At 64.9% G+C, this 16,026-nt stretch carries 15 protein-coding genes; 3 read left to right on the plus strand and 12 right to left on the minus strand.

What is annotated here, in order from left to right; all coding sequences use genetic code 11:
• Nucleotides 1-2: 2 nt before the first annotated feature.
• From CW360_RS13525 to fabR, 3 genes are all read right to left on the minus strand, one after another.
• Complete coding sequence (locus tag CW360_RS13525; RefSeq protein WP_101194049.1) at nucleotides 3-1,034, minus strand: ABC transporter substrate-binding protein; 1,032 nt, start codon at nucleotides 1,032-1,034, stop codon at nucleotides 3-5.
• Between the two features lie 60 nt (nucleotides 1,035-1,094).
• Nucleotides 1,095-1,685: an LOG family protein gene (locus CW360_RS13530; protein WP_229727214.1), complete on the minus strand. Its 591-nt coding sequence runs from the start codon at nucleotides 1,683-1,685 to the stop codon at nucleotides 1,095-1,097.
• A 531-nt stretch (nucleotides 1,686-2,216) separates the two neighbouring features.
• Nucleotides 2,217-2,864, minus strand: a complete 648-nt coding sequence (fabR, locus tag CW360_RS13535) for an HTH-type transcriptional repressor FabR (RefSeq protein ID WP_093987063.1) — start codon at nucleotides 2,862-2,864, stop codon at nucleotides 2,217-2,219.
• Nucleotides 2,865-3,016: 152 nt separating this feature from the next.
• Here fabR and CW360_RS13540 point away from each other — a divergent pair, with 152 nt between their 5' ends.
• Both CW360_RS13540 and CW360_RS13545 read left to right on the plus strand, forming a co-directional pair.
• Nucleotides 3,017-4,120, plus strand: coding sequence for a ferredoxin reductase (locus CW360_RS13540; RefSeq protein WP_101194050.1), 1,104 nt, complete (start codon nucleotides 3,017-3,019; stop codon nucleotides 4,118-4,120).
• Nucleotides 4,117-5,205, plus strand: a complete 1,089-nt coding sequence (locus tag CW360_RS13545; protein WP_101194051.1) for a fatty acid desaturase family protein — start codon at nucleotides 4,117-4,119, stop codon at nucleotides 5,203-5,205. Before CW360_RS13540 ends, CW360_RS13545 begins: the two co-directional genes overlap by 4 nt.
• Here the strand turns inward: CW360_RS13545 and CW360_RS13550 are convergent.
• Together CW360_RS13550 and CW360_RS13555 are read right to left on the minus strand one after the other, a co-directional pair.
• The gene (locus CW360_RS13550) at nucleotides 5,184-6,461 is read right to left on the minus strand and encodes an Hsp70 family protein (protein WP_101194052.1); all 1,278 of its coding nucleotides are present in this window, start codon (nucleotides 6,459-6,461) and stop codon (nucleotides 5,184-5,186) included. The genes CW360_RS13545 and CW360_RS13550 overlap by 22 nt on opposite strands.
• A gap of 42 nt (nucleotides 6,462-6,503) precedes the next feature.
• Nucleotides 6,504-7,217 carry a VC0807 family protein gene (locus CW360_RS13555; RefSeq protein ID WP_101194053.1) on the minus strand — a complete coding sequence of 238 codons (714 nt, stop codon included), beginning with the start codon at nucleotides 7,215-7,217 and terminating at the stop codon, nucleotides 6,504-6,506.
• A 162-nt stretch (nucleotides 7,218-7,379) separates the two neighbouring features.
• Here CW360_RS13555 and CW360_RS13560 point away from each other — a divergent pair, with 162 nt between their 5' ends.
• The gene (locus tag CW360_RS13560) at nucleotides 7,380-8,150 is read left to right on the plus strand and encodes a substrate-binding periplasmic protein (protein ID WP_101194054.1); all 771 of its coding nucleotides are present in this window, start codon (nucleotides 7,380-7,382) and stop codon (nucleotides 8,148-8,150) included.
• A 23-nt stretch (nucleotides 8,151-8,173) separates the two neighbouring features.
• Here CW360_RS13560 and tyrS read toward each other — a convergent pair whose 3' ends face one another.
• The 7 genes from tyrS to CW360_RS13595 form a co-directional block, all read right to left on the minus strand.
• Nucleotides 8,174-9,391 (minus strand): tyrosine--tRNA ligase, encoded by a 1,218-nt coding sequence (tyrS, locus tag CW360_RS13565; RefSeq protein ID WP_101194055.1) that lies wholly within the window; start codon nucleotides 9,389-9,391, stop codon nucleotides 8,174-8,176.
• A 175-nt stretch (nucleotides 9,392-9,566) separates the two neighbouring features.
• The gene (gene urtE / locus CW360_RS13570) at nucleotides 9,567-10,265 is read right to left on the minus strand and encodes an urea ABC transporter ATP-binding subunit UrtE (protein WP_101194056.1); all 699 of its coding nucleotides are present in this window, start codon (nucleotides 10,263-10,265) and stop codon (nucleotides 9,567-9,569) included.
• Nucleotides 10,266-10,358: 93 nt separating this feature from the next.
• The gene (urtD, locus tag CW360_RS13575) at nucleotides 10,359-11,198 is read right to left on the minus strand and encodes an urea ABC transporter ATP-binding protein UrtD (protein ID WP_101194057.1); all 840 of its coding nucleotides are present in this window, start codon (nucleotides 11,196-11,198) and stop codon (nucleotides 10,359-10,361) included.
• Nucleotides 11,195-12,286, minus strand: a complete 1,092-nt coding sequence (gene urtC / locus CW360_RS13580; protein ID WP_101194058.1) for an urea ABC transporter permease subunit UrtC — start codon at nucleotides 12,284-12,286, stop codon at nucleotides 11,195-11,197. The genes urtD and urtC overlap by 4 nt, the downstream gene beginning before the upstream one ends.
• Nucleotides 12,286-13,854, minus strand: a complete 1,569-nt coding sequence (gene urtB / locus CW360_RS13585) for an urea ABC transporter permease subunit UrtB (RefSeq protein ID WP_101194059.1) — start codon at nucleotides 13,852-13,854, stop codon at nucleotides 12,286-12,288. The genes urtC and urtB overlap by 1 nt, the downstream gene beginning before the upstream one ends.
• Before the next feature lie 149 nt (nucleotides 13,855-14,003).
• Complete coding sequence (urtA, locus tag CW360_RS13590; protein ID WP_101194060.1) at nucleotides 14,004-15,269, minus strand: urea ABC transporter substrate-binding protein; 1,266 nt, start codon at nucleotides 15,267-15,269, stop codon at nucleotides 14,004-14,006.
• A gap of 33 nt (nucleotides 15,270-15,302) precedes the next feature.
• Nucleotides 15,303-16,025 (minus strand): GntR family transcriptional regulator, encoded by a 723-nt coding sequence (locus CW360_RS13595; RefSeq protein ID WP_093984392.1) that lies wholly within the window; start codon nucleotides 16,023-16,025, stop codon nucleotides 15,303-15,305.
• Nucleotide 16,026 lies beyond the last annotated feature (1 nt).

Genomic DNA, 16,026 nt, shown 5'->3' on the forward strand with positions numbered 1-16,026 from the left:
GATCATTCGCCAGGCAGTTGTCGTTTGCCGCTGCGAATGGCTTGCCACAACTGGCTACGCCGCTGCTCGTTCTCGACGGGCTGCAGCCAGTGCAGGCGAGCCTGGGCGGGCAGGGCGTCAGCGGCACCCTCCAGGGTGCTGCCCAGCCCGTGGCGCTCGCTGAGCGCCTGGCTGACGGGTGGCTCAAGGCTGTAGTCGATCCAGCGCAGGGCCAGCTCAACCTGCTGGCTGGCCTGGTTGATTGCCCAGCAGTCGAGCCAGGCCAGGGCGCCTTCACGAGGAATGCTGTAGCCGATGTCGGCGCCGGCATCGCGAAGCAACTTGACCTGCTGCTGGCCGTAGTTGGCAAACATCAACGCGGCGCCCTGGCTGATGAACAGTTCTGCCGATTCTTCCGGGCCGCGGTAGAAGGTCAGGCTGTTACGGCGCAGTGCCTGCAGGTCGCGCGCGAGTTCGCTGAGCGCCTGGGCGGGAAGGTCAAAGGGCGGCAGCCCCTGGCGCAGTGCGGCCAGGGCGAAATTGTGGCTGCCGCCATCGTAGATCAGCACCCGTCCGTGCAGCGCCGGGTCCCATAGGCTGGCAATCGACTGCGGTGCTTGTGACAACTGCTGGCGGTCATAGATCAGGCCCATTTCGGCGTAGGCGTAGGGGATGGCATACACCTGGCCATCGGCGCTGATGCCAGGCAGTGTCTGCAGATCACGGAAACGCCGTTGCTGGCGCAGGCGGTTGGGCAACTGTTGCAGCGGCAGGGCCAGTAGACGCTGCTGGGCATGCAGGGCTTGCAGTTCGGCAGTGTTGGCCGCGATCAGGTCGAAATAGCGGCCCTGCTGGCGGTTGAACTGACGGCGCAGTTGTTCGTCGCTGTGTACCAGGGTGACTTCCACCGGGTGCTGGTAACGTTGCTCGAAGGCGGCGACCAGGTCTTCGTCGGCATAGCCTGGCCAGCTGAGGAGGCGCAAAGGGGGCGTCGCCAGGGCAGGTAAGCTCAGCAGCAGGGCAGCAAGGCCCAGCAGGTGCAGGCAACGCGGCATGATGTTCCCTCACAGGTCGGCGCAGCCGCAGTGGCTGATCGCCACTGCCGGATGACAGCCTCAGTGTAGAGGGTGTTGCACCATTGTGCGTGCTCTGTGCAGGGCTGGTGAGCAGTCGGGCAGAGCGCTGCAGGCTTCCTGCAGGCGTCCGAGGAGCAGCTCGGCATCGCTGTCGATCTGCAGGAGTGCGGGCGCTTCGCCCGATTGGCGAGCGCTGGCGGCGCTGCGCGAGAAGCCGCCCAACTGGCTGTAGAAACCATTGCCGTCGAGTAGTCCCAGCGGCTTGTGATGCTGGCCCAGCTTGGCCCAGGCCCATACTTCGATGACCTCTTGCAAACCGCGGTTGCCGCCGGGCAGGGCAATGAATGCATCGGCCAGTTGCAGTAGGCGTGCCTTGCGCTGCTGGCGATCCGTACAGCGCTCGCTGCTCAGGCCTGCGCTGGGGCTGGGTTGTGCCTGGCTGCTGCCCAGCAGCGCCAGAACCTGGCCGCCCATGGCGAGCAGGTGCTCGGCCACCAGCGCGCCGAGGCTGTCGTGGCTGCCATCATAAATCAGCCCTAGGTTGCGCTGGTGGAGGGCGTCGGCCAGTTGCAGGGCAGTTGCCCGGTAGGCGGGGCGGACCGGGCTGGCGCTGTTCAACAAGCAAAGCATGGATGTGCTCATGGGCGTTCCCGGGCGAAAAAAGTCGCGCAGGATAGACGGTTGCCGGCCGTTAACCAAGAGCGTTGTAACGGCCGTTGGTCGCCTGGCGATTTAGCCGGCCGCTGAGCGACTACCGCAGGCTTTGCCTGCCTGCGTCGCCCTGCCTCCTGCCTCCATGCCTCTGTGCGTTGGCCATGCTGCGTTGAAACGGCCTCACAGGCGAAGGCTGAACCGGCTCTAAGTGGCCGTGAAGGCGCGAGCGAAGCACTTCAAATGCTCATCTAGCAAACCTGAGCTGCGCTTTTGACTCACCACGCCCACGCTGCGGTTCTTACTCGTTGCGCTGCGTAGCGGCGGTTTTCGCCTTGTCTTGCCGGTCTCAGCGAGGTGTTTCAACGGTCTGTTAGCTGTGCGCGGCGGCGTAGTCGGCGAGCAGGTCGAGCAGTTGCTGGATGGACATGGCAGGCACTCCTGAACCATCACGGGATGTGACGGGATTCAGACTAGCAGGCAGGCCCAGTGCGGGCCCGTGGCCTTTTTCTATGGCGTCGATTGACTGCCTTTGCCCAGTCCTTGCCAGTGCTTGCCGCCGATCATGATGAAGCGCAGCTGCTGGGTGATCTTTGCTTCAGGTTGCAGGTGGGGGGGTAGATTGGCAGCGGGTGGGTCGATCAGTTCGGGCAGTGTGGCAAACACGGTCTTCACGACCAGGTCGGACAATACGCCCAATGCCGCATCGTCCAGTTGGGGCAGGCGGTTCATCAGGCGCAGGTCGGCGGCCAGGTCGTCGGTGATCAACTGGCGTAACTCGCCCAGTGCCTGGCGCACGGCTTGCGAGCCACCGTATTGCTCGCGGGCGAGGAACAGGAACTGGTTGTGGTTGGCCTGTACCGCATCGAGAAAGATGCGCGTGCTGGCTTCGATCAGGCCGCCCAGTTCGAATTCGTTGCGTCGCACTTCGCGCAGGGTGGCGCGGAAGGTCTGGCCCACTTCGGCGACCAGTGCCAGGCCCAGCTCATCCATATCGCTGAAGTGCCGGTAGAAGGCGGTCGGCACCACGCCGGCCAGGCGCGTGACTTCGCGCAGGCTCAGGCTGCCGAAGCCGCGCCCGCTGTGCATCAGGCTGAGGGCCGCCTCCATGAGGGCCTGGCGGGTTTGCTGTTTCTGTTCGGCGCGGGGAGAAGACATGCTGTCCGGCATCCTTGGCGAGAGGCGGGGACTTTAGCAAAAGCCCTGCAGTGACGTCGAACGGCCGGGGCGTGAACGACTGGGTGCACAAGTGTTGACTGATTTGTGGTCATCTGTCAATTTAGTGAACACTTGTTCACTGGATGTGTGAGATGCCCTTGTTACCCCTGGCCGCCGTGCGGCCACTCAATCCTCTGTTGATGCCCTGGCGGCGCCTGGCGGCGCGAGCCTGGCTACGCGAAGCCGACTGCGATTATTGGCTGCAACGTCTGCACCCGTTGCTCAGTCTTAACCGTGTCTATGCCCGCTTGCTGGCGCGTCGCTGGGTGTCCGATGACATGTTGGCGCTGACCCTGCAGTGCAATGGCAATGCCTGCGACTGGCGGCCAGGCCAGCATGTGCAGCTGTTTCGTGAAGTGGATGGCGTGCGCCTGTCGCGTTGCTACAGCCTGACTGCGGTGGATGGCCACGGGCGCATTGAACTGGCCATCAAGCGTCAGGCGGATGGGCGCCTGTCCGGCCTGCTGCAGGATCACCTGGGCATTGGCGAGCGCGTTGAGCTGAGCCAGGCCAGCGGTTCGCTGCGCTGGCCGTCGCAGGCGCAGGGCGTGCTGCTGCTGGCTGCCGGCAGCGGGATCACGCCCTTGCTCGGCTTGCTGCGCCAGGCCCTGGCCAGCGGCTACAGCGCGCCGGTGACCTTGCTGCACTACGTGCGCGAGCGCGGCCAGCGTGCCTTTGCCGAGGAACTGCAGGCGCTGATGCAGCGCCATGCCAACCTGCAGGTGCGCTGGTCATTGACCGGGCAGGCGGCGCAGGGCGACGAGCTGAGCGGGCGTTTCTGCCCTGCGCATGTGCCGGAGCGGGCAGCCGAGCAGGCACTGGCCTGTGGGCCGCATGGCTTTGTGGCCGCCGTGCAGCGCTGGTGGCAGGGCGGCGAGACGCCCGCCAGCCTGCAGAGCGAGGCCTTCAGCCCGGCACCTGTCGACGCCAGGGAACAGACCAGCGTGCGTCTGGCGTTTCGTCGCAGCGGCGCGGCCTGCCAGGGCGACACGGCGCACAACCTGCTGGAGCAGGCCGAGGCTCAGGGCCTGCGCCCGATGCATGGCTGCCGTCAGGGCATTTGCACCCGCTGCACCTGCCAGCTGCTCAGCGGCCGGGTGCGCGACCTGCGCAGCGGCTTGGTCAGTGATGAACCGGGGCAGGCCGTGCGCCTGTGCGTCAGCGTGCCGCTGGGTGATGTGGAGATCGATCTGTGAGTAACCGTGAAGACCGTGAACTGAACGAAGTCGAATTGCAGGCCTTTGCCGCGGAGCTGGATGCCCTGCGCCAGCGTACCCTGGCCAGCCTGGGTAGCGAGGATGCTCGCTATATCCGCCGGGTGCGCGCGGCTGTGCGTGCCTGTTGCTGGAGCGGTCGCCTGCTGCTGATGTTTGGCTGGTTCCCGCCGACCTGGCTGCTCGGCAGCCTGTTGCTGGCGCTGGGCAAGATCCTCGAGAACATGGAGCTGGGCCATAACGTCATGCATGGCCAGTACGACTGGATGAATGACCCGGAACTGAGCGGGCGCGACTACGAGTGGGATATTGTCGGTCCCAGCGATTTCTGGCGGCATACCCATAACCATGTGCATCACACCTGGACCAATGTGGTGGGTATGGACGACGACGTCGGTTACGGCGTGGTTCGCCTGTTTCCCGAGCAGCGCTGGAAGCCCTTCTATCGCTGGCAACCGCTGTGGGTGACCCTGCAGGCGCTGCTCTTCCAGTATGCGGTGGCGATCCAGCACCTGCGCCTGGACCAGTATTTCAAGGGGCGTCTCAGCGCCGCTGAACTGCGCCCGCTGCTGCGTCAGTTCAATGCCAAGTTGCTGCGCCAGTGGGGTAAGGACTACCTGCTGTTCCCCGTGCTGGCCCTGTTGCTCGGCGCCAATGCGCTGGCCGTGCTGGCCGGCAACCTGCTGGCCAACCTGTTGCGTAACCTGTGGACCTTCGCAGTGATCTTCTGCGGGCATTTCACCGAGAAGGCGGCCGTGTTCAGCAAGGAATCGGTGCTCGGCGAGAGCCGCGGCCACTGGTACCTGCGCCAGTTGCGTGGTTCCAGCAACCTGGAAGGGGGGCGCCTGTTGCATATCCTGACCGGCAACCTCAGCCACCAGATCGAGCATCACCTGTTCCCCGACCTGCCGGCACGTCGCTATGCCGAGATGGCCGTGGACGTGCGGGCGATTGCCCTGCGCTATGGGCAGCTCTACAACAGCGGCAGCTTTGCCGGGCAACTGGCGACCGTATTGCGGCGCATCTGGCGTTATCGCCTGCCGCCTCAGGCGGCGCTGCAGCCGTAGCGGCGCGCCGCTTCGATGGCCAGGCCGCTGCCGATGCCGCCAAAGCGGTCGCCCTCGACCTGCCGGGCGCCCGGCAGCAGGGCGGCAACCCGAGCACGCAGCGCCGGTACGGCACTGGAACCGCCGGTGAACAGCAGGGTATCGACCTGCTCGGCGCGTACCCCGGCGCTGGCCAGCAAGCCCTGCACGGTGTTGGCAATGCGCTGCAGCGGTGCTTCGATGGCCTGCTCGAACAACGCGCGGCTCAGCTCGGCCTGCAGCCCCTCTTCGATCTGCCCAAGCGCGATGACCTGCTGCGCACTGTGCCCCAGGTCGATCTTGCGTGCTTCCACCTGCAGGGCCAGCCAGTGGCCTTCGCGGCGCTCCAGCAGGCGCAGCAGGCGGTCGATGCCCTGCGGTTGCTGGCAGTCGTAGCGCAGGCTTTGCAGGGCCAGGCGGGTTTTCTGCGTGTAGAGCGCGTTGATGGTGTGCCAGGTGGCCAGGTTCAGGTGGTAATGCGTCGGCATCAGCGCGGCGCTGTGCATGCGGCTGCCGTAGCCGAACAGCGGCATCACGCCGGCCAGTGACAGTTGCTTGTCGAAGTCCGTCCCGCCGATATGCAGGCCATCGCTGGCCAGGATATCGCTGTCCCGGCAGCTGTCCTGGCGGCGGGCCGGCGACAGGCGGAGCAGGGAAAAGTCCGACGTGCCGCCACCGATATCGACGATCAGCACCAGCTCCTCACGGCTGATCTGGCACTCGTAGTCGAAGGCCGCGGCAATCGGCTCATACTGGAAACTGACCTCGCGAAAGCCCAGTTGCCGGGCGACGTCCTGCAGGGTATCGGCGGCCTCACGGTCGGCCTGTGGATCATCGTCGACGAAGAACACCGGGCGTCCCAGCACCACCTCAGTGAAGCTGCGTCCGGCGGCCTGTTCGGCGCGGCGCTTGAGTTCACCGAGGAACAGCCCAAGCACCTGGCGAAACGGCATGGCACTGCCCAGCAACGTGGTTTCGCTGGCCAGTAGTTTGGAGCCGAGCAGACTCTTCAGCGAGCGCAGCAGGCGCCCTTCATAACCGTCCAGGTATTCGTCGAGGGCCTGCCGGCCATAGGCCGGACGACGTTCTTCGTTGTTGAAGAAGATCACCGAAGGCAGGCTGCATTTGTCGCCTTCCAGCGGCAACAGGCGGCTGGTCTGCGGGCCTTGCCAGCCCACGCTGGAATTGGACGTGCCGAAGTCGATGCCCAGCGCACGGGCGGGAAGAGGGCGTGACATGCGCGGCTCCTGCGGAAAAAGCCGCGCAGTGTAGTGGCTGGCTCAGGACTTGTCGCGGTGCTGTTCGGCGAGCATTTCTTCCAGGCTCAGCCCGGTCAGACCACGCAGGGTACGCCACAGGTAATAAAACACGCCGATCAGCATGACCATCGAGGGCAGGGCGATCATCGGGTAGCTGAGCAGGGTCATGCGCCCCAGTTCGGCATTGAAGGCTTCGCTGCCGGCCGGGCTGGTGACCAGCCAGCGCGCCAGGATGTAGTTCATGGCCGCGGAAAAGAAAAACGTACCGCTGAGCAGGTAGGTGGCCTGCTGCAGGCGTTGCTCGAAGCGCAGGCGCAGGCCGCGCTGTTCGAGGATGGCTTCGATGCGTACGACATCCAGCAGCTTGTCGTTGAACAGCAGGGTACGGATCAGCGGATAGCGGGTGCGCGTGGAGAGCAGCACGGCGATACCGATGATCGCCGGCACGGCGGCTTCCTTGACGGCCAGCCACTGGCTGTCCAGTTGCAGCAGGCCGATACCGCCGGTGAGCAAGACGCTGACCAGGCCGAGCAGGGCAATGAAGTTGAAGCGACGCTTGCGCCACAAGTCCAGTGCGCCCCAGCCGAAGGGAAAGGCTAGCGCGAGGAGCAGTGCGCCGTCGGCACCGAGGCGTTCCGGGCTGCTCAGCTTCATGAGAATCAGCGAGGGGATGACGATGCTGATCAGCAGGTCGACCAGCGGGTTGTTCTGTTCGGAAGAGCGTGGCGCAGACATGGGGAACTCGGTTGACGGGTAGGCTGGTGGCATGATCCCGTGTGTGAAGCCGGGCGGCAAGACTGCTGGCAGTTTGCTGGCAAGAATTGCGTTGTCGGCCAGGCTTCTATACTGCTGTCCATGGCAAAATAACCGGCTGTTGATCCTGCTCGTGGAGTCGTCATGGCTGCTTTGCGCTGCCTTCTGTTGCTGCTGTTCGCGCCTGTGCTGCAGGCAGCGGACGTGCTGCTGCTGAGTGAGGAAAATCCACCGCTGAACTTTACCCGTGCCGGCCAGCCCAGTGGCTTCAGTGTAGAACTGGTGCGCCTGCTGGCGGCACAGGCCGGTGACCGCGCGGAAATTCGCATGGAGCCATGGACCCGCGGCTATAGCCGGGCCCAGCGAGAGGCCGGGGTGGGGCTGTTTTCCACGGCGCGCACGCCCGAACGAGAAAGCCTGTTTCAGTGGGTTGGGCCGTTGATGCAGGCGCGCACCTGTTTCTATTCGCGGCGCGTCGACAACCTGCGGATCGACAGCCTGGAGGATGCCCGGCGCCTGCGTCGGCTGGCCCTGCCGCGCCAGTGGTACAGCACCGACTACCTGCTGGCTCAGGGTTTCGACAACCTGTTCACCGTTGCATCCCAGGACAAGATGATGCACATGTTCGCCCTGGGGCGCGGTGACCTGATCGTCGCCAGCGATATCGCCGTGCCGCAGTTGCTGGGTCTGCGCAACCTGCGCATGGAAGACGTGCAGCAACAGCACTGCTTCATGGAACATGAGTCCTACCTGGCCTTCTCGCCGCAGACCGATACGGCCCTGGTAGCCCGCTGGCAGCAGGCGCTGCATACGCTGTACCGTGACGGGCGCTTTCAGCACAGCTATCGCCGCTGGTTTGCCGATCGCCCGCTGGGACCACGCCTGGAGGCCGTCCTTGGCCAGGTGACACGCTAGGCGGTGTCTGTGGTTGCCTTGGCTTAGCGCAGCTGCAACTGCCAGTGGCGTTTCTTGCCCAGACTCAGTGAGTAACCATCGAGGTTCGCCGGCAGGGGCGTGTCAACATCCGTCACGCGCGTGTCGCGCAGGCGGATGCCGCCGCCCTGGGCCAGGCGTCGGGCGGCGCTCAGCGAGCTGACCAGGCCGTTCTCCAGTAACAGCTGGGCCAGGCTCAGGCCTTCCTGCAGGCGTGCCTGGCTGATCTGCAGCGCCGGCAGCTGATCGGCCTGCCGGCCCTGGGCCGCCAGACGCGCCTGCTGCTGGGCCTGTTCGCCATGAGCCAGGCGCGTGGCCTGGTCGGCCAGGATGATTTTCGCCTGGTTCAGCTCGGCGCCCTGCAGGGCGGCCAGGCGGCGTACTTCGTCCATCGGCAGTTCGCTGAACAAGGCCAGGAAGCGCCCGACGTCACGGTCATCACAGTTGCGCCAGAACTGCCAGAACTCGAAGGGCGACAGACGTTCGGCATTCAGCCATACCGCACCTTGTGCCGACTTGCCCATCTTGCGGCCATCGGCGGTGGCCAGCAGCGGCATGGTCAGGCCGAACAGCTGTGGTCCGCCCTGGCGGCGTGCCAGCTCTACACCATTGATGATGTTGGCCCACTGATCGGCACCGCCCAGCTGCAGGCGGCACGCATGTCGCCTGGCCAGTTCCACGAAGTCGTAGGCCTGTAGCAGGGTGTAGCCGAACTCCAGAAAGGACAGGGAATGCTGGCGTTCCAGGCGCTGGCGGATGGCCTCGAAACCCAGCAGGCGGTTGATCGAAAAGTGCCGGCCGACCTGTTCAAGAAAGGCCAGGTAGCCCAGGCCGTCGAGCCATTCGGCGTTGTCCACCAGCTGTCCCAGGTGGCCATCCAGTTGCAGGTAGCGGGCAAAGCAGCTGCGGATGCCGTCGATGTTGCGGGCAATCTGCGTGGCATCGAGGAGCGGCCGGCTGCTGTCCCGGAAACTGGGGTCGCCGATGCGCGTGGTGGCCCCGCCGATCAGCAGCAGCACCGGATGGCCGGCCCGTTGTAGCCAGCGCAGCAGCATCAGCCCCTGCAGATGGCCGACGTGCAGGCTGTCGGCGGTGGCGTCGAAGCCCAGGTAGCAGGTCAGTGGGCCTTCCGCCAGCGCCTGGCGCAGGCCTGCATGGTCGGTGCACTGGTGAATGAAGCCGCGCTCTTCGAGTACGGCCAGCAGGTCTTGGTGAGCAGTCATTGCAGGTCTCCTTGGGGGGAATGCCGCCTGGGAGACCGGAACAGAATGCATGCCGAGCCGCCTCAGGCGGTCGGATGCAGCGCAGCGCCTACCACCTACGAGAGCAGGTAGTAGTAATACGCGGCGATGGGGGTAATGAACTGTGGCATGGCCGTTAGTCTAACGCCCTTGTGCTTCAAATGGCCACCAGGTTGCGAACGCCCTCCCGGGCCATGTCTGCGCCGCGGCCTTGCTGGATGATCTCGCCGCGGCTCATCACCAGGTAGTGGTCGGCCAGTTCGGCGGCGAAGTCGTAGAACTGCTCGACCAGCAGGATGGCCATATCGCCACGCTCGGCGAGCTTGCGAATCACCGCGCCGATCTCCTTGATCACCGAGGGCTGGATGCCTTCGGTGGGTTCGTCGAGGATCAGCAGGCGCGGCTGGCTGGCCAGCGCGCGGCCGATGGCCAGTTGTTGCTGCTGGCCGCCGGAGAGATCGCCGCCGCGGCGCTGCTTCATCTCGCGCAACACCGGGAACAGCTCGTAGATGAACGCCGGGACTTCCTTGGCCTGGCTGCCGGGAAAGCGTGACAGGCCCATCAGCAGGTTCTCCTCTACCGTCAGGCGGGCGAAGATCTCGCGTCCCTGCGGCACGTAGGCGATGCCGGCCTGCACGCGCTGGTGCGGTTTGTAGCCGGTGATGGCCTGGCCTTGCCAGTGCACCTTGCCGTCGGCTGCCGGAATCAGGCCCATCAGGCATTTGAGCAGGGTGGTCTTGCCCACGCCGTTGCGGCCGAGCAGGCAGGTGACTTCGCCGACCTTCACGTCGAACGACAGGCCGCGGAGGATGTGGCTGCCGCCGTAATATTGATGCAGTTTTTCGATATTGAGCATGTTCTGAATCCTTTGAAAACCGCTGAAGGCTTGAGGCTTGAGGCTGGACGAAAAAGCGACGCCCTCGTCCAGCGTGCAGCGCTTTATTCGGCGTTATCGCCCCAGATAAACCTCGATGACGCGCTCGTCGTTCTGTACCTGCTCCAGCGAACCCTCGGCCAGCACGCGGCCCTGATGCAGCACGCTGACGTGGTCGGCGATCGAGCCGACAAAGCCCATGTCATGTTCCACCACCATCAGGGCGTGCTGGCGGGCCAGGGACTTGAACAGCTCGGCGGTGAATTCGGTCTCGGCGTCGGTCATGCCCGCTACCGGCTCGTCGAGCAGCAGCAGGTGCGGCTCCTGCATCAGCAGCATGCCGATTTCCAGAAACTGCTTCTGGCCGTGGGACAACAGGCCGGCCGGTCGGTGGCGCGAGGCTTCCAGGCGGATGGTCTGCAGCACCTCGTCGATGCGCTCCTTCTGCTCGCCGGACAGGCGCGCGCGCAGGCTGGCCCACACCGATTTGTTGGCCTTTTGCGCCAGCTCCAGGTTCTCGAACACCGAGAGGGCCTCGAACACCGTGGGCTTCTGGAACTTGCGACCGATGCCGGCCTGGGCGATCTGCACTTCGCTCATGGTGGTCAGATCGTACTGCTCACCGAAGTAGGCCGTGCCGCTGTCCGGGCGGGCCTTGCCGGTGATCACGTCCATCAGGGTCGTCTTGCCCGCGCCGTTGGGGCCGATGATGCAGCGCAGTTCACCCACGCCGATATACAGCGTCAGGTCGGTCAGCGCCTGGAAGCCATCGAAGCTGACATTGATGTCCTCCAGGGTTAGCAGCGTGCCATGACGGACGTTGACGCCCTTGCCGACGGTCTTGCCGGTATCCAGCGCAGCACCGGGAATCAGGTGTGCCGGCAGCAGCGTGGGGGCCAGGGGAGTGGTCTTCATGGGGTGGGCTCCTTGCGTAGCAGGCCTACCACGCCTTTGGGCAGGAACAGGGTGACCAGGATGAACAGTGCGCCCAGGGCGAATAGCCAGTATTCGGGGAACGCCACGGTGAACCAGCTCTTCATGCCGTTGACGATACCGGCGCCAAGGAGTGGCCCAAGCAGCGTGCCGCGCCCGCCCAGGGCCACCCAGACGGCGGCTTCGATGGAGTTGGTCGGCGACATTTCGCCGGGATTGATGATGCCCACCTGCGGCACATAGAGCGCGCCGGCCAGCCCGCAGAGCACCGCACTCAGTACCCAGATAAACAGCTTGTAGCCGCGCGGGTCGTAGCCGCAGAACATCAGGCGGTTCTCCGCGTCGCGCAGTGCCGTCAGCACCCGGCCAAACTTGCTGCGCGCCAGGACAAAACCCAGGTACAGACTGCCCAGCAACACGACCAGCGTGGCCAGGAACAACGCGGTACGCGTGCCTGTTGCGGTGATGTCGAAGCCGAGGATGCGGGTAAAACCGGTAAAGCCGTTGTTGCCGCCGAAGCCGGTTTCGTTACGATAGAACAGCAGCATGCCGGCAAAGGTCAGCGCCTGGGTCATGATCGAGAAGTACACGCCCTTGATCCGCGAGCGGAAGGCGAAGAAACCGAACACCAGGGCCAGCAGCCCAGGTGCCAGCACCACCAGGCACATCGCCCAGAGAAAACTCGAGGTGCCGTACCAGTACCAGGGCAGCTCCGTCCAGGCCAGGAAGCTCATGAAGGCCGGCAGTCCGTCACCGGCGCTTTGGCGCATCAGGTACATGCCCATGGCATAGCCGCCGAGGGCGAAGAACAGGCCATGGCCCAGCGACAGCAGGCCGGCATAGCCCCACACCAGATCCAGTGCCAAAGCGACGATGGCGTAGCAGAGAATCTTGCCGACCAGGGTCAGGCTATAGGCCGAGATGTGCAGGGTGTGCTCGGCCGGCAGCAGGTGCAGCAGCGGCATGGCGACGAGAATGGCCAGCACCAGCAGGCCAAGAACCAGCGAAACCTGCGGACCGAGTTTGGCCGTGGCGCGGGCCAGCAGCGTTTGATTGAGTGCTTGAGTCATCAGTCGATCACCCGTCCCTTGAGTGCGAAGAGGCCCTGCGGACGCTTCTGGATAAACAGAATGATCAGCGCAAGGATGAGGATCTTGCCCAGTACGGCACCGATCTGCGGTTCGAGGAATTTGCTCAGCACGCCCAGGCCGAAGGCGGCACTCACGCTGCCGGCCAGTTGGCCGACGCCGCCGAGCACCACCACCAGGAAGGAGTCGATGATGTAGTTCTGCCCCAGGTCCGGCCCGACGTTGCCGATCTGGCTCAGGGCCACGCCGCCGAGGCCGGCGATGCCCGAGCCCAGGCCGAAGGCGAGCATATCCACCCGCCCCGTTGGCACGCCGCAGCAGGCAGCCATATTGCGGTTCTGGGTGACGGCACGCACGTTAAGGCCCAGGCGGGTCTTGTTGAGTAGCAGCCAGGTGAGCAGCACCACAAACAGGGCGAAGCCGATGATCACCAGGCGGTTGTAAGGCAGTATCAGGTTGGGCAGTACTTGTATGCCGCCAGACAGCCAGGCCGGGTTGGCCACCTCGACGTTCTGTGCACCGAAGGTGACGCGTACCAGCTGGATCAGCATCAGGCTGATCCCCCAGGTGGCCAGCAGGGTCTCCAGCGGGCGGCCATACAGGTGGCGAATCACCGTGCGTTCCAGCGCCATGCCGATGCAGGCGGTGACCAGGAAGGCAACCGGCAGGGCGGCCAGCGGGTAGAGGGCCAGGGCTTCCGGGGCATGGCGCTGGAACAGCAGCTGCACCATGTAGGTGGTATAGGCGCCGAGCATGAGCATTTCGCCATGGGCCATATTGATCACGCCGAGCAGGCCGAAGGTGATGGCCAGGCCGAGCGCCGCCAGCAGCAGGATGCTGCCTAGGCTCAGGCCGCTGAACGCCTGGCCGAGCAGTTCGCCGAGCAGCAGTCGGTTGTTGAGCTGAGCCAGGCTCTGCTCGGCAGCGGCGCGCACCGCCGTGTCGCGTTCCTCGCCGCCCAGCAGGCCTTCCAGGCGGGTACGCGCCAGCGGGTCACCGGTCTTGCCGAGCAGTTGTACGGCCGCCAGGCGTACGCTCGGGTCCGTGTCCGCCAGCTGCAGGTTGGCCAGCGCCAGGGCCAGGGCAGCCTGCACCGATTCATCGCTTTCTACGGCCAGGCGGCTTTCCAGCCAGGGCAGCAGAGCCGCTGGCGTGTTGCGTTGTAGCTGGCGGGCGGCGGCCAGGCGCAAACGGCTATCGGCGTCGAGCAGCTGATGACTGGCCAGGGCTACGCTGAGCAGGCCGCGTAGCCGGTTATTGAGGCGCAGCTTGCGCGGTGTGCCATTGGCCGTGGCTGTGCCATCGGCGGCCTGCCAGGTGCCAGCCTGCTCGATAAAGGCGCGCTTGTCGGTATCGCCGCCGATGCGGTTCTGTTGCAGTGCCTGCAACAGCGCCAGGCGTTCAGGCTGTGGCGTGGCGGCCCAGGCCTGCAGCAATGCGGCCTGCTTGCCGGGATTGGCGGCGACAAAGGCATCGGCCTCGTCAGCCGACACGGCCAGCGGCAGTAACAGCAGCAGGCTCAGCAGAATTCGGGTAAGGGCAGTGGGCATGAGTGGCCCTCGAAGGAGAGAGACGATTGACGGCGCTGCAGGCTGGGCGAGGTTGACTCCCCGGCCCGCAGCGTTTTGACGGTTGACGCGGCGCGGGAGGCCGAGGCGCTGTGTTCACGCTCCGCCTCGAGCCCCCGACGCTTGTATCGTCAGTTGCTCTTCACCGGGTGATCCGGCTTCTGGTCATTGCCTTCGATGAACGGGCTCCACGGCTGTGCGCGGATCGGTCCATCGGTTTCCCAGACCACGGAGAACTGCCCGTCCTCCTGGATCTCGCCGATCATCACCGGCTTGTGCAGGTGATGGTTGCTTTCATCCATCTTCAGCGTGTAGCCACTGGGCGCGGCGAAGGTCTGTCCATAAAGAGCTGTGCGTACTTTGTCGACATCCGTAGTGCCGGCCTTCTCCACGGCCTGCGCCCACATGTGGATGCCGACGTAGGTGGCTTCCATCGGGTCATTGGTCACTGCCTTGTCGGCGCCGGGCAGGTTCTTGGCCTTGGCGTAGGCCTTCCACTTGCTGACGAACTCGCTGTTGACCGGGTTTTCTACCGACTGGAAGTAGTTCCAGGCGGCCAGGTGGCCGACCAGCGGCTTGGTATCGATGCCGCGCAGTTCTTCCTCGCCCACCGAGAAGGCCACCACGGGCACCTCGGTGGCGTCCAGGCCCTGGTTGGCCAGCTCCTTGTAGAAGGGCACGTTGGAGTCGCCGTTGACGGTGGAGATCACTGCGGTCTTGCCGCCAGCGGCGAATTTCTTGATGTTGGCCACGATGGTCTGGTAGTCGCTGTGGCCGAAGGGGGTGTAGACCTCTTCGATGTTTTTCTCGTCGACGCCCTTGCTGATCAGGAAGGCGCGCAGGATCTTGTTGGTGGTGCGCGGGTAGACATAGTCGGTGCCGAGCAGGAAGAAGCGCTTGGCCGCGCCGCCGTCTTCGCTCATCAGGTATTCCACCGCCGGGATGGCTTGCTGGTTAGGTGCGGCGCCGGTGTAGAACACGTTGGCTGACAGCTCTTCACCCTCGTACTGCACGGGGTAGAACAGCAGGCCGTTGAGCTCCTCGTAGACCGGCAGCACGGATTTGCGCGACACGCTGGTCCAGCAACCGAAGGTCACCGCGACCTTGTCCTGGGTCAGCAGTTGACGGCCTTTCTCGGCGAACAGCGGCCAGTTGGAGGCCGGGTCGACGACGACCGGCTCCAGCTGCTTGCCGAGTACGCCGCCCTTGGCGTTGATTTCCTCGATGGTCATCAGCGCCATGTCCTTGAGCGATGTTTCGGAAATCGCCATGGTGCCGGACAGTGAGTGGAGGATGCCGACCTTGATGGTTTCGGCGGCCTGGATGGTCCACGACAGCCCCATGGCGGCGACGGCGGAGGACAGGGTCAGAGCCTTGATCAGTTTGCGACGTTGCATGGTGATGCTCTCCAGTGACGGATGGTGTGGGTACTACGGAAGGGGCGCGGCACTGCGCTGGCGGGCGCTGTGCAGCATGTGCAGGGTGATCTTGCGTACTTCCGCCTTGCTCACCTCGATGTGGGTGCGCAGCAGGCGTTGGGCTTCTTCGTTGCGCCGCGAGAGGATCGCGCCGAGGATCTGTCCGTGTTCGGCGTAGGTCGCCGCCACCCGCGGGCCCTGGGTGAAGTCCAGGCGCCGGATGATGCGGATCTTCTCGCTGACCTCGGCATGCAGGCGGGCCATCTCGCGGTTGCCGGTGGCTTCCACCAGTTGGCAGTGGAAGCGCTCGTCGAGCAGCGACACCGCACGGCCGTCCTGCAGGCGCTGGCTTTCCTCGACCAGCCAGGTGCGGCGCAGCGCTTCCAGGGGCGCGGGCAGTTCGCCCGGGGCGCGCTCGCAGAGGCGCCGCACGGCCTCCAGTTCGAGCACGATGCGTACCTCGTAGAGCTCCTCGAAGTAGTGGAAGTCGAACGGACGCACCTGCCAGCCGCTGCGGAAATACACCTCCAGGTAACCCTCGCGCTCCAGGCGATAGAGCGCCTGGCGCACCGGCGTACGGCTGACCGCCATGCGCTCGGCGACCTCGCCTTCGCTGAAACGATCACCGGGCAGCAGGCGAAACTCGAAAATGTCGTCCTTGAGCTGCTGGTAGATGCGCTCGGCGAGATTCTCCGGGCGCTCGCGCGGTGTCCTGGCAGGGCTGACCAGTTGCATG

The organism is Pseudomonas fluvialis (assembly GCF_002835605.1).
Taxonomy (GTDB): Bacteria; Pseudomonadota; Gammaproteobacteria; order Pseudomonadales; family Pseudomonadaceae; genus Aquipseudomonas; species Aquipseudomonas fluvialis.

Excerpts from the sequence above, each read along its gene's own strand:
- CW360_RS13540 (WP_101194050.1), top strand. The coding sequence starts at position 3,017 with ATGCCCTTGTTACCCCTGGCCGCCGTGCGGCCACTCAATCCTCTGTTG.
- urtE (WP_101194056.1), bottom strand. The coding sequence starts at position 10,265 with ATGCTCAATATCGAAAAACTGCATCAATATTACGGCGGCAGCCACATC.
- tyrS (WP_101194055.1), bottom strand. The coding sequence starts at position 9,391 with ATGACTGCTCACCAAGACCTGCTGGCCGTACTCGAAGAGCGCGGCTTC.
- fabR (WP_093987063.1), bottom strand. The coding sequence starts at position 2,864 with ATGTCTTCTCCCCGCGCCGAACAGAAACAGCAAACCCGCCAGGCCCTC.
- urtD (WP_101194057.1), bottom strand. The coding sequence starts at position 11,198 with ATGAAGACCACTCCCCTGGCCCCCACGCTGCTGCCGGCACACCTGATT.
- CW360_RS13530 (WP_229727214.1), bottom strand. The coding sequence starts at position 1,685 with ATGCTTTGCTTGTTGAACAGCGCCAGCCCGGTCCGCCCCGCCTACCGG.
- CW360_RS13595 (WP_093984392.1), bottom strand. The coding sequence starts at position 16,025 with ATGCAACTGGTCAGCCCTGCCAGGACACCGCGCGAGCGCCCGGAGAAT.
- CW360_RS13550 (WP_101194052.1), bottom strand. The coding sequence starts at position 6,461 with ATGTCACGCCCTCTTCCCGCCCGTGCGCTGGGCATCGACTTCGGCACG.
- urtA (WP_101194060.1), bottom strand. The coding sequence starts at position 15,269 with ATGCAACGTCGCAAACTGATCAAGGCTCTGACCCTGTCCTCCGCCGTC.
- urtB (WP_101194059.1), bottom strand. The coding sequence starts at position 13,854 with ATGCCCACTGCCCTTACCCGAATTCTGCTGAGCCTGCTGCTGTTACTG.
- CW360_RS13560 (WP_101194054.1), top strand. The coding sequence starts at position 7,380 with ATGGCTGCTTTGCGCTGCCTTCTGTTGCTGCTGTTCGCGCCTGTGCTG.
- urtC (WP_101194058.1), bottom strand. The coding sequence starts at position 12,286 with ATGACTCAAGCACTCAATCAAACGCTGCTGGCCCGCGCCACGGCCAAA.
- CW360_RS13555 (WP_101194053.1), bottom strand. The coding sequence starts at position 7,217 with ATGTCTGCGCCACGCTCTTCCGAACAGAACAACCCGCTGGTCGACCTG.
- CW360_RS13525 (WP_101194049.1), bottom strand. The coding sequence starts at position 1,034 with ATGCCGCGTTGCCTGCACCTGCTGGGCCTTGCTGCCCTGCTGCTGAGC.